The organism is Ruegeria halocynthiae (assembly GCF_000743705.1).
GTDB lineage: Bacteria > Pseudomonadota > Alphaproteobacteria > Rhodobacterales > Rhodobacteraceae > Ruegeria > Ruegeria halocynthiae_B.
In genome coordinates, this window is sequence record NZ_JQEZ01000001.1 from 1,135,459 (window position 1) to 1,148,235 (window position 12,777).

The following is a 12,777-nucleotide window of genomic DNA, read 5'->3' on the forward strand; positions in this document are numbered from 1 at the left end:
GGCCGCCGGGCAGTTCCCGACGGCCTGTCCGAGTTTCAGTTCCGGTCGGCCTCGATCACTCGGACATCCAACCCAGAACCGCATCTTCGTTCGCACCAACCCATTCCTGCGCATAGGCCAATGGTTCTTTGCCATCGATCACCAGCGCATAGGTCATGGCCGACACCGTGTCGGTGTCCAGCTTCATGTTGGCCAACAATTTGGCGACCTCGGGGTATTCATCTTCAAGGGACTTTGCATAGTGCAGGTGCAGATAGGCCAGATCCCAGGCGACACCAGCATCGGATTTTTCCAGCCAGTCCGGATCATCCGTGGGCTGCAATACGTTCCACTTGGCCGCATCATAGGCTGGTTCTTCCAGAACCTGCAGCTCGTGCAGTTCGAACACATAATGCGGCGTATAGCAGAACCCGACCCAGGCATCGCCCGCCTTGATCGCGTTGTCGAGGTTGGCATAGGCCACAGTCTCGTCAATCTCGGTCAGGTCCATAACCTGATCATAGCCATAGGATTTGGCCCGGATCTTTTCGACATTGGTCGAGGCCCAGCCGGGTGCGCCGATCCAGACCTCTCCGCGACCATCGCCGTTGCTGTCAAACAGCGCGGCGATATCGGGGTTCGTCAGATCATCAATGGATTTGATGCCATTGGCATCCGCGGTGGCCTTGTCGACGCACATGCCCTGAAACGCTTCGACGCCATTGGGATTGAACGCAACGGTGCCTTTATCGTCGACATAAGTGTCATGCAGGTTCTGCTGGTTTGGCATCCAGACTTCTGGGTGCACATGCATTGCGCCTGAATCCATCGCCTCAAACACGATGGGGTTGGTGCCGTTCTGCAGTTCGACCTCAAGCCCGAGGTTCTGTTCAATCGCGACCTTCAAAATATGCGCCGTGGCATTCACTGATGGCCAGTTCGGCACGCCGATCACAATATCCGCAGCAAGGGCTGGCCCGGCGACCGCCATTGATGCGCCTCCCAGTAACGTGGCTAATTTGTTCATGTGGTATCTCCATGTTGGTCGTCCGCGGCGCTTGTTTTTCTTACCCGCCGAGGGTCGTGGTGCACCTTGCAAATGATATCGGAAAGGTGATGCTTCCCGAGGTTTTATTGGCCAACGGCTCGACACGCCGGATTGACCTAAAAATTGAAGCATGCGAATGCGCCACCCATCAAGAGCTACGTTGGACAAAGCTATAAATGTGATATTATCGCAATGTAGTTTCGGCTTTTTCCGATTTAGCGTTCTGAACCTGCGCACGACACTGGCCCGGTCAATGCGCGCCTATCCCAGGCTGAGCGAACGAATGTAGGTGCTGAACGCATAGGTCAGGTCCTGAAAACGCGATCTTTCGCTGACATACAGGTAAACCTCGCGTTGGTCATGCAGGTCGGCGATTGGCCTGAATGTCGTTGCTTCGGGAATGAAGGCTGCGACCGTCTGCGGCAGGACCGTCACCCACTCGCCCGTGCGGACCATCGTGATCAGAGAATGCGTGTTGTGCACCGTCACCTCGGCCCCCGATATGGCCGTGTGAAAGTGATCGGACCGGATAAGGTCGCACAGCGCGTTACGAATGAACGGCGCGGATGTCACATCTTTGATACTGGGGGCGCCGGGTTTGATGGCCAACGCGTGGTCGGAAGCGCAAACCAGCCCGAACCGATCTTTGAACAACGGTATCGCCTGCACGCCATTCAACGGATGGTGCCCGGATGCGATGCCGATATCGGCCTTTCCTTCGACCAGCGAATCCAACACCTGCTGGGTGTCGGTATCTCGAAGCTCGATCTTCAGGCCGGGGTATTGCTGGCTCACGCGGTTCAGCACCTTGGGAAACACAAGCGCCGCGACGGAGGGCACCGAGACGATCCGCAGCAGGCCGTGTTCGGCATCAGCCGCCGCCTGAATGTTCAGGACGGTCTGATCGAACTGGCGCACCTGTTTCAACGCTAGATCAAACACTTGCCGTCCCAGGGGCGACAGGCGGTTTTTTCTTTCCCCCTCGAACAGCTTTTTGCCAAGCTGCTCCTCAAACTGTTTCAAGGTCATGGAGACGGCAGATTGCGTTCGCCCCAACCTGTCAGCGGCTTCGACCAGATTGCCGGTCTGGGCAACTGTGCAAAAGCACCGCAGTGTTTCGATCTTGATTGCCATACTTCACCAAAACTGAAGTTTTCTTAAGTTAATTGAGTTTGACTGATATCCCCCGGAAAATCCATCCTGCGCCCAACCAAATGACCACACTGGGGCGCATTGTGACCAAACTGAACCTGATTGCTGGCGAATGGCTGGCAGGCGAATCCGAGATTGAAAACCGCAACCCGTCGGACCTGAGCGATCTGGTCGGCATGTTTGCCCAGGCCAGCGCCGATCAGTTGGACGCCACATTGGATCAGGCGCGTATCGCGCAGGCCGAGTGGGAGGCGTATGGCCCCGAACGCAAGCAGGCTGTGCTGATGAATATCGGAAATGAGCTGATGTCGCGCGCCAAAGAACTGGGCACGCTGCTGGCCCGCGAAGAAGGCAAGCCGCAGGCCGAAGGCAAGGGCGAAGTTTACCGCGCGGGGCAGTTCTTTACCTATTACGCCGCCGAATGCCTACGCCAGATCGGTGAAAATGCTGACAGTGTGCGTCCCGGGGTTGAGATCGACGTCCGGCGCGAGGCCGTGGGCGTTGTGGCCATCATCAGCCCGTGGAACTTTCCCACCGCGACCGCGTCGTGGAAGATCGCCCCGGCGCTGTGTTATGGCAATGCGGTTGTCTGGAAGCCCGCCAATATCACCCCCGCATCAGCCGTGGCCCTGACCGAGATCATCGCGCGGCAGGACATTCCCAAGGGTCTGTTCAGTCTGGTCATGGGCTCGGGCCGCTCGATTGGTCAGCGTCTGGTCGAAAGCCCCAAGGTCAATGCAATATCCTTTACCGGGTCGGTCCCGGTGGGCAAGGGCATCGCGTCGGCGGCCATCCAGAACCTGACCAAGGTACAGATGGAAATGGGGTCCAAGAATGCGCTGGCCGTGATGGATGATGCCGATCTGGATCTGGCGGTGACGCTGGCCTTGGGTGGGGCATTTGGTGGCACCGGTCAGAAATGCACCGCCTCTTCGCGTCTGGTGGTACACGCGGGCATTCACGACGCCTTTGTCGAGAAACTGGTTGCGGGCGCACAAGCCCTAAAGGTCGGGCACGCGCTGGAACAGGGCACGCAGATGGGCCCGGTTGTCAGCGAACAGCAGTTGCAGGAAAATCTGGCCTATGTTGATTTGGGTCAGTCCGAAGGGGCAGAGCTGGCCTGTGGCGGTCAGCGTCTGGATATGCCACATGACGGCTTTTACATGTCGCCCGGCGTGTTCCTGAACACCACCAACGATATGCGCATCAACCGAGAGGAGATGTTTGCCCCTCTGACCAGCGTCATCAAGGTCGACAGCTATGATGAAGCGCTGCGCGTGGTCAATGATACCAACTTTGGCCTGACCTCGGGCATCGTCACGCAAAACCTCGCCCGCGCCACCCATTTTCGCCGCAATGCCCGCACCGGCGTGGTGACCGTCAACCTGCCCACTGCGGGCACCGATTATCACGTGCCCTTCGGCGGGCGCGGCGACAGCTCATACGGGCCGCGGGAACAGGGCAAGGCGGCAGCGGAATTCTACACCACGGTCAAAACCGCCTATATCAGCGCAGGAACCCCGGTCTGATGCGCCCCGACCCAAGAATTGACGGGTTGCAATACGCCAAATGGTCGGAAAAGATTTTCCGGCAATTGCGCGAAGGCCGCGTGGATGCAATCCACGTCACCATCTCGTACCACGAGAATTTCCGCGAAACGGTTCTGAACTTTGAAAAATGGAACCGCTGGTTCGAGCAGTACCCCGATCTGATCATCAAAGGCCGCTGGGCCAGCGATATCGACATCGCGCGCGAAACGGGTCGGACGGCGATATTCTTCGGGTTCCAGAACCCCGCACCTATCGAAGACGATATCGGACTGGTCGAGATTCTGCACGATCTGGGCGCGCGCTTCATGCAGCTGACTTATAACAACCAGTCTCTGCTGGCGACCGGCTGTTACGAGGACCACGACACCGGCATCACCCGCATGGGCAAACAGGTGATCCGGGAAATGAACCGTGTGGGTCTGGTGGTAGACATGAGCCATTCGGCGGATCGTTCAACCATCGAGGCCGCCGAACTGTCCGAGCGCCCCATCGCCATCACTCACGCGAACCCGCATGAATGGTCGCCCGCACTGCGCAACAAGCGCGAGGCGGTGATCCGTGCGGTGACGGAACGCGGTGGGATGCTCGGCTTTTCGGTCTACCCTCATCACCTGAAAGACAAATCCGCCTGCACGCTGGAAAGCTTTTGTCAGATGATCGCCCGCGCCGCAGACAAATACGGTGCTGAGAATCTGGGGATCGGCACCGACCTGTGTCAGGATCAGCCCGACAGTGTCGTCGAATGGATGCGCGTGGGGCGCTGGACCAAGCAGGTCGACTATGGCGAAGGATCAGCCAGCAACCCCGGTTTCCCACCGATGCCCGGCTGGTTCCGCGACAATCGCGATTTCGGCAACATCGAGGCCGGGCTGCGCACAGTCGGTATGAACGCCGAAGAAATCGGCGGCATCATGGGCGGCAATTGGTACCGTTTCTTCGCCGCCAACTTCGGGCCGCAAAACGCATGAGCACCCCCGACCCCCATATCCCAAGACGTGACCCCGGCAAGGTGATGCGCCTGTCGCGATTGGGATCGCTGCATCAATGCCGCCTCAGCTTCATGCGGCAATTGACCCGTCGGATGGCGCACGAAGGGTGGACGTTCACCCGCCCCGTTTTTGAGATCGACGAAACTGGCGTCGGTCACGCGGTCTATACCGTGCACGGCCCTGAACACGCCTATTCCCTTGTTGCCTTTGCGCATGATCTTCCACCCGATCAACGCTCGGATCGGGTCATCGCCGAGGCTTGGGACGCCACCTTTACCCTGTTCGACGGCATCCCCACGCCGCAAGACATCCGGCGGCTGTCCGAAAATGTGCCGCTGCAAGAGGCCGGACGCGTCAGCGAAAGCGAACTCTCCCTATCCCGCGCCAACCGGTCCGTGCGTTTGTGGGCGCATGTGGTGGACCGGCTGGCCACTGGTCAGCAGCCTGATCTGGAGCAGATTTACAAGGTTGGCTATCTGATGCGCACAACGGCGGTCTACGGGTCGGGCAAATTCGGCGCGGCGGACCGGGAAAAAACCGCACACCGCCCCGAGATCAGCAGCCCGTTTCAAGCCGAGATGCTGTCGGTCTACCTGACCCGGACCTTTGTCCGCGATCTGGTACAGCACATAGCCCGCGCCAAGGGCGGTGATCAAACCGTGGATCTGGACCCGGACATCGCACGGTGGCTGGGCATCGGAAATTCCACCGGGCTGGGCATGGCCCCCTTCATCGTGAACCACCCGATCCTGTTCAACAATTGGATCATGGCGAGGGAAGAGGCAATCGCGCGCGTACGATCCCTGCCAGCCGCATCCAAAGCCGAGGTCGGGGTTTTCAGGGACATCTTTGACCGCGGTACCCTGTCAATTTCATGGTGGCATTCGCAACATCCGATCCAGATCGGGAAGCTGGCCGCCCTGAACGCCGATCTTCGCACCATTTCCGCTCACCTCGACCAGATGGACCTGACACAGGACCACCCGTGGGACAGGCTGATCCGCTGGTCACAGACGGCGCTCAGCGAAGAGGGGCAGGAATTGCTCGCCTCGCTTATTCTGGAACCCTATGGCGAGATGGTGGATGGCCTGACCGGATGTATGGCCGACAGCAACACACATGCGCAGGTGATCGACGGCAACATGGCGGTGAAAGAGGTACGCGCCCTGATCCGCAACAGCTTTGAATGGGCGCTAGAGCTGGATTGGTCCGCCGATGCCAATTGCGCGCGCGCCTGGTACGTCTCGGAAGAGAAACTGGAACCCCGGCTGGGCGAGCGGTTTGGCGAGCCGATCACCGAATATGAGCAACCCCTGGCCCCGGCGCGGGATGCGGCATCTGCCCATCAGGCGCTTGCGGACTGGCCAGACGGTACTCCTGTTGCGGAATTCCTGCTGCGTCACCCTGAACACCGGCATACGGTGCGGCGCGCGCAGATCGGGCGTGTCGCCCCCTATGGCGAAATCCGCGACAACACGATCAGCGCCAGCGTCATGCCAATCGATATGTTGCGCGCCAAGCTGTCGTTTTTTGGCGCCACGCATTTCGATCCGCGTTCGGACCGCTGGGTGCGCATCTGCATGTACGCCGGCGCCCCCTACCCCGAGGATCTGACGGACGACACCGCAGACCTGTGGGTCTATCCGGAGCCAGCAGAATGAGTTTTTCCCTGAATGAGGTCGAGGTCACCGCCAAACGCGCCGCACGGGGTGCCGGCTATAGCTGGGGACTGGCAGAAGAGGCTGGCAAAGCCGCGCGCTGGCTGTGCGTGCAGGGCATCGACGGTGTCGCCGTCATGGCGCAGATTCTGGCGCACGATCTGGCCCGTACACCGCAGACCCATGTTCCTGCCGATCCAGGCAACCACTGGGCCGGACAAAAGGCGCTGTGCCCTCTGGCGACGGGCGCGTTGTTGTCGGACTGCGCGGATCGACTGAACGTTTCCACGATAACGCTGGAAAACGTCGCAGCCCCGACCTTGCTTTTGCCATTTTCCGCCAATGCAGCCCGGATGCTGAAATCTTGCGTGACCGTCGCCTGTGACGTATCTGAAGTTGTCACTGATGGCTATGATCTTGCCATAACAAGTGCGATCCCAAACCACGCCGAGCGCGTCACTGTGCGCATTGGCGGCATTCTCACCAAGACCAGACCCCACCATTCACGGGCGACGCCCGACCCGGAAGACTGGGCCGCCCTGACCCGTTTCGCCCACCGGACCTATGCCCCCGCCACCGAGGAATCCCGCTTGCTTGGGGCCGGTGCGGGCTTGTCCGACAACGATTGAAGAGGCCACGATGATTGAAACCCGCACCCTGACCCTTGCTGAAATCGAAAACCTGGCCTTTCGCGCTCTGGTTGCCGCTGGCACGTCCGAGGCAAATGCCCGTCCGCTGGCCATCGCCACGGCAGCCACCGAGGCGGACGGCGTGGCAAGCCACGGGCTGGCTTACATCCCGATCTATTGTGAACATGTGCAATGCGGCAAGGTTGATGGTTCAGCCCGCCCCATTCTTTCGCAACCTCGCCCCGGCGTCGTAAACGTGGATGCGGCGACGGGTTTCGCCCACCCTGCCATTGATCTGGGGCTCAAAGAACTGATCCCGGCGGCGCGCGCGCAGGGCATTGCCGCCCTTGCCATTCGCAACAGCTACAATTGCGGCGTTCTTGGCTATCACACCTTCCGGCTGGCGCAGGCCGGGCTGGTTGGGCTTGGGTTCACCAATGCGCCAGCCTCTATCGCCCCGTCGGGAGGTGCGAAACCAGTTGTCGGCACCAACCCCTTTTCAATCGCGGTGCCAGATGCCGACGGGCAGCCCGCCCTGCTGATTGATCAAAGCGCCAGCACCATCGCCAAAAGCGAAGTGATGAAACACGCCCGCGAAGGCAAGCCGATTCCAGTAGGTTGGGCGCTGGACGCGGACGGCAACCCGACCACCGATCCCAATGTCGGCCTCAAGGGATCAATGGCCCCTTCAGGCGGCTACAAGGGCGTCGGCGTCGCCTTGCTGACCGAGATCATGGCCGCCGCCTTGACCGGCGCGACCCTGGGCCTGAATGCCTCGCCCTTTTCCGGCACGGTGGGCGGGCCGCCCCGCACCGGTCAGTTCTTTATTGCAATCGACCCGGCAGTCACCGCCGGAGACGCCTTTGCGACCGGTATCAATGAACTGGTCGGTGCAATCCGCTCTCAGGATGGTGCGCACCTTCCGGGGGACGGCCGCCGCACAATGCGCAATTCAGCCGAAAGCGACGGTGTCGCCGTCAATATGGCAACGTTGAACAGGATCGAAACGTATCTGAGTTAGCCTCTGAAACCTTTGATCTGTTCGCCGTCTTCGCGTTCTGCCTGAAACGTCAGAACGTCAGGGCGCGTGATTGGCAAACCTGATCGTCAGGCAACGAGACTGGGCTTTTTCGGAGCGCCCCCGCGCCAAAGGTCATCATCCAGACAGAACAACGGGCAACCACGCACGAACCATCGGTTTGGGCCATTCAAGGACCCGCCTCTTTGGAACAGGGCGTTTCGCGCGAAGACTATTCTAATCAAAAGCCGTTACTACACTGAAAATGACAGTTGCGTGAGTTTTCAGTGCTATACCAAAGTAAGCTTTGCTCTCTTCGCTGTCTCACTTCAATACTGAGGCACATCTCGTTGGTAGCGGAGCTTTCATGAGAATTAGCGTAGGCATCGCTGTATCACTGCTGGTTGCCTTTTCAATTGGTGTGTCGACCTTCATCGTCCATTCGCTATGGTGGACGACAGCGCGTGACAACAGTCGCATGCTTGCGGCTGAAATCAACAGCCAGATCGCAAACACCGTCCGCATAGAGGTGGGAACGACACTCAGATCGGCCGAGGCCGCCTGGGCAGCTGTGCGCACGATCTTTGTTCAGAACGTCATCGCGACGCGGCAGGCTGACAAGCGAGAATTTGTCTTTCTCTCACAATTGCAGGCGCAACCGAATACGTCGTGGATATTCTTCGGCTGGCCAGACGGGAATTTCTTTGCGTCGCATCGCTTGGGCGACGGCGGGCTTGAGATGATTGAAATCGACAAGGATATCCGCGACCGGATGCTTCGGACGGATCGGTATATCTTCATTCCCGGTGACATCCAGTTTGAAGAACGATCCTTTTCCGAAACATCTTATGACCCCCGCGAACATGCCTGGTTCGGAAATTTCATGGGGCTCAGCTCTAACGGGTGGATCGAAGCACGCGACCTTCCGGGCACTGACAAAACCGTCTATGCCTATGCCGGTCCGATTGACGTCAACCGCACGCGACAAGGTGTACTGGCTGTCGCGATCGAAACAGACCGGCTCTCGCGTTTTCTGGCGAGCCTTACGCCCGGAGAATTCGGCGCGGCCTTTATTCTGGACGCCGACGGCAAAGTCATTGCGGTACCCGATGCCGAAGCGGATGAGGTTACCCCGGCGCGGATGGGCGAGGGAGATCTGTATGAGGTCGCCATGATCTCGGGGGAAACGCTGTTGGGTGACCCCGAAGCAAATACCCCCGGCCCTGTGACGAAGCGAGTTGTCATTGATGGCGTGCCCTATGCGGTGGCGCTGACACCCTTGGGGTTTTACGGCTGGCGCGTTGCCACGGTTATCCCGGAAGCGGCCTTCTTTTCCGAGATCGACAAGACACAGATAGACCTGATCTATATTTTGATCGCGGTGGTGGTGGCTGCCACGGGGCTGGCAATCTGGCTGGTTCGCAGAGTCGTCGCAAACCCGTTGGCACGTATCTCAGAAGACCTGAGCAGAATCGAAAGCTTTGACGTCGAACGTATCTCACGCAGGCCCTCGAAACTGTCTGAGCTTGCCAATCTTTCTGCGGCAACCGCCAGCATGGCTGCGGGTCTGTCTGCCTTCCGCAAATACGTACCCACCGATCTTGTCCGAATGCTGGTTGCCGAGGGCATCAAGACACAGCCGGGCGGAGACATGAAGCAGATTTCCGTGTTGTTTTGCGATGTCACGGGGTTCACCGGACTGTCCGAAAAGCTTGGCCCCAAAATCGTCCAACTGATGGAACCCTTCTTCAGCGCGGCGTCAGCGGCCATCGCGCGTCATGACGGAACGATCGACAAATTCATGGGCGATGCTGTGATGGCGTTCTGGGGCGCGCCGCGCAAGGATATCAACCACGCTGAAAACGCCTGTCGCGCAGCGTTGGATCTTGTGGCTGCTGTGGACGCGGCCGGAATTGAAGACGAGGTTGGCAACCCTCTCCGCGTCAGGATCGGGTTGAACAGTGGCGAGGCTTTGGTCGGGAACATCGGGTCAGAGCAGCGGCTGAACTACACCGCAATTGGCGATGTCGTGAATGTTGCCAGCCGCCTGGAGGGGGCCAACAAGGAATATGGGACGCTCATCCTGATTGGGCCAGAGACCAGGCGCGAAGCAGGGGATGCAATTGTCGTGCGCGAGCTGGATACACTTACAGTATTTGGGCGCATCAAAGAGCTGGTGGTCTATGAGCTGATTGCGATGGCAGACGGAATTGATGGGTCACATGCATGGATAGAGACCTATGAACAAGGCCTTGCACATTACCGGGCAGGACGGTTTGAACAGGCAGCCGCCGCATTTGAGGCCGCAGACCGCGCCCGAGGTGGAGACCCCGCCTCTGCCGCCATGTCATCGCGCGCCCGCGACTTGATGGAGAGCCCTCCTTCGCCGGATTGGCGCGCGGTCACGAACACCGAAAAGAACGGATAGTATTGACCCCGGTAAAGCCGGGAAACTATTGCCTCGGGGTGTACTAAAGCGGCGGCAACCTTTGGACAATTTGGCGGGATTTGCCGGACAAGCCCGTATGGCGCGGCGCGCCAAACTAGACGAGCCTGCGCGCCGGTTTAGACGACCTCAAGGACGCTCCGACCCACCTGACGGACAGGAAGGGCGAAGTGAGAAATTCCGTAAGCGGTGCGTGACGATCACCTTCCAGCCCTTCGGTTGATCTGAGATTCCGCCTTGGAGTGTTTTTTTGAGGTGAGTTTCTCCATGGAGAGCACAAGAGAGTATCTCATTGGGCTTGGCGTTATCTTCTCATCTGATGGGAGGCGGCGGTGGCCGGATGATTTGAAGGCGCGGATTGTGGCTGAGACGCTGCTGACGGGTGCGGCAGTGAATGATGTTGCTGCCAAATATGGCTTGAAGCCGAACCACGTCTCGTCGTGGCGGCGGATGGCCAAAGATGGTGATCTTGTTCTTCCGGTTTTGGAGGAGGAAGCTGCGTTTGCGCCGCTGGTGGTTTTTGAGGAGCCGCCTGCTCTGGAAGTTATGCCTTCTACCCAGCCCATCGAGATCGCGGCTGGAGACCTCTTGATCAAGCTGGATGGGGCCACTCCGGCGGTACGGATTGCTGAGATTGTCCGGGCGCTTGGGGTTGGGTCATGATCTTCCCCTCGAACCGGGTGCGGATCCTGGTGGCGACCAATCCGGTGGATTTTAGAAAGGGCCATGACGGGTTGTCAGCGCTGGTGCAATCTGTTCTGCGCAAGGATCCTTTCACAGGCACTGTCTTTGTGTTCCGTTCCAAACGTGCTGACAGGCTCAAGCTGCTTTACTGGGATGGGACGGGCCTTGTGATGGCGTACAAGCGGCTGGAAGACACGAGTTTCACCTGGCCCGCCATTCGGGACGGTGCGATGGCGCTGAACCATGCCCAGTTTGAGGCGCTTTTTGCGGGGTTGGACTGGCGTAAGGTGAAGGCTTTGGAAAGCCGCCCTCCGGCTGCGGCTGAGTGAATCAGGGGCTTGTTTTGGCCGCGTCAAACCTGGGCTTTCGTGCTATGCGGAAGCCATGTCCGACGCTGCCAAAGACCTTGATTTGAGCCTGCTGCCGCCCGAGTTCCGGGTGCTGTTCGAGGCGCAGGTCGCGGAACTCAAGGAGGTCAACAAACGGCTTGAGCATCTGGTGGCGGAACTGAACCATGCGGTGCATGGCAAGAAGTCCGAGAAGCTGGATGAGGACGAACGCCAGCTCCTGTTCGAAGAACTCGAAGTTGCTGTCGCCTGTGTGCAGGAGCGCAAGGACACTCAGGTCACGGGCGAAGATGGGCCAAAACGCAAACAGGTGGCGCGCCGCAATCTGGGCACCCTGCCAGAGCATCTGGAACGCATCGAGCAGATTGTCGAACCCGATAGCCTGACCTGCCCCTGCGGTTGCGGGGAGATGCACAAGATCGGCGAAGACCGATCCGAGCGGCTGGATATCGTGCCCGCCAAACTGCGCGTGATTGTCACCGTGCGTCCAAAATACGCCTGCCGCCATTGCACCGATGGCGTGACCCAGGCCCCGGTGCCAGCGCGCCTGATCGAAAGAGCGCTGCCAACAGAGGGCACCATCGCGCATGTGTTGGTGTCAAAATATGCCGATCACTGTCCGCTTTACAGGCAATCCCAAATCCTGGGTCGTACAGGCATCGACATTCACCGATCCACTCTGGCGGATTGGGTCGGCAAGGCAGCCTTCCATCTGGGCCCGGTCGTGGACCGGCTGGCCGAGCACCTGAAGACCTCCACGAAGCTCTTCATGGACGAAACGACAGCCCCGATCCTCGACCCCGGCCGCAAGAAGACCAAAACCGGATACCTCTGGGCACTGGCGCGCGATGACCGGAATTGGGGCGGCGATGACCCGCCCGGCGTCGTGTACTTCTACGCCCCCGACCGGCGGGGCGAGAATGCGGAAAAGTTCCTCACAGGCTTCGACGGCATCCTGCAACTGGATGGCTACCCCGGATACAATCGTCTGACCCGCACCACGCGCAAGGGCGGCGAGCCCATCGTCGTGGCCCATTGCTGGGCGCACGCCCGCCGCAAGCTCAAGGAAATCCACGACCGCGACAAGTCCGAGATCGCCGCCGAAGGCCTGCGCCAGATCGCCGAAATCTATGCTATCGAAAAAGACATCCGAGGCACATCCCCCGGCCAGCGTCTCTCGGCACGCAAGACCCGATCTGCGCCCCTGGTCGCGGTCTTCGGCGTCTGGCTGCAAACTCAACGCATCCGCGTCTCGGCCAAGTCTCGCCTCGGCGAAA

10 protein-coding genes and 1 pseudogene are annotated in these 12,777 nt (G+C 59.5%); 9 read left to right on the forward strand and 2 right to left on the reverse strand.

Translation table 11 applies throughout. The features are described from left to right. Positions 1-55: 55 nt before the first annotated feature. Together JT51_RS05535 and JT51_RS05540 are read right to left on the reverse strand one after the other, a co-directional pair. Complete coding sequence (locus tag JT51_RS05535; protein WP_037308792.1) at positions 56-1,006, reverse strand: glycine betaine ABC transporter substrate-binding protein; 951 nt, start codon at positions 1,004-1,006, stop codon at positions 56-58. Between the two features lie 282 nt (positions 1,007-1,288). Continuing rightward, positions 1,289-2,161 carry a LysR family transcriptional regulator gene (locus tag JT51_RS05540; protein WP_037308794.1) on the reverse strand — a complete coding sequence of 291 codons (873 nt, stop codon included), beginning with the start codon at positions 2,159-2,161 and terminating at the stop codon, positions 1,289-1,291. Between the two features lie 80 nt (positions 2,162-2,241). Here JT51_RS05540 and JT51_RS05545 point away from each other — a divergent pair, with 80 nt between their 5' ends. The 9 genes and pseudogenes from JT51_RS05545 to tnpC form a co-directional block, all read left to right on the forward strand. After that, on the forward strand, positions 2,242-3,708 hold the full coding sequence (locus JT51_RS05545) for an aldehyde dehydrogenase family protein (RefSeq protein WP_037308796.1): 1,467 nt from the start codon (positions 2,242-2,244) through the stop codon (positions 3,706-3,708). Further along, the gene (locus tag JT51_RS05550; RefSeq protein ID WP_037308798.1) at positions 3,708-4,697 is read left to right on the forward strand and encodes a membrane dipeptidase; all 990 of its coding nucleotides are present in this window, start codon (positions 3,708-3,710) and stop codon (positions 4,695-4,697) included. The genes JT51_RS05545 and JT51_RS05550 overlap by 1 nt, the downstream gene beginning before the upstream one ends. Continuing rightward, a complete protein-coding gene (locus JT51_RS05555; RefSeq protein ID WP_037308800.1) occupies positions 4,694-6,379 on the forward strand; it encodes a hypothetical protein in 1,686 nt (561 codons plus the stop codon). Before JT51_RS05550 ends, JT51_RS05555 begins: the two co-directional genes overlap by 4 nt. Beyond that, on the forward strand, positions 6,376-7,005 hold the full coding sequence (locus JT51_RS05560; protein WP_037308802.1) for a DUF3726 domain-containing protein: 630 nt from the start codon (positions 6,376-6,378) through the stop codon (positions 7,003-7,005). The genes JT51_RS05555 and JT51_RS05560 overlap by 4 nt, the downstream gene beginning before the upstream one ends. A 10-nt stretch (positions 7,006-7,015) precedes the next feature. Next, positions 7,016-8,026 (forward strand): Ldh family oxidoreductase, encoded by a 1,011-nt coding sequence (locus JT51_RS05565; RefSeq protein WP_037308804.1) that lies wholly within the window; start codon positions 7,016-7,018, stop codon positions 8,024-8,026. A gap of 364 nt (positions 8,027-8,390) precedes the next feature. Beyond that, positions 8,391-10,451 (forward strand): adenylate/guanylate cyclase domain-containing protein, encoded by a 2,061-nt coding sequence (locus JT51_RS05570; RefSeq protein ID WP_037308807.1) that lies wholly within the window; start codon positions 8,391-8,393, stop codon positions 10,449-10,451. A 285-nt stretch (positions 10,452-10,736) separates the two neighbouring features. Further along, positions 10,737-11,132, forward strand: a complete 396-nt coding sequence (locus tag JT51_RS05575) for a transposase (RefSeq protein ID WP_037306764.1) — start codon at positions 10,737-10,739, stop codon at positions 11,130-11,132. Then, entirely contained in the window at positions 11,129-11,482 is a 354-nt protein-coding gene (gene tnpB / locus JT51_RS05580) for an IS66 family insertion sequence element accessory protein TnpB (protein ID WP_037306766.1), read from the forward strand. Before JT51_RS05575 ends, tnpB begins: the two co-directional genes overlap by 4 nt. A 196-nt stretch (positions 11,483-11,678) precedes the next feature. Next, positions 11,679-12,776 (forward strand): annotated as a pseudogene (gene tnpC, locus JT51_RS05585) (IS66 family transposase); the annotation flags it as partial. Position 12,777: the final 1 nt, after the last annotated feature.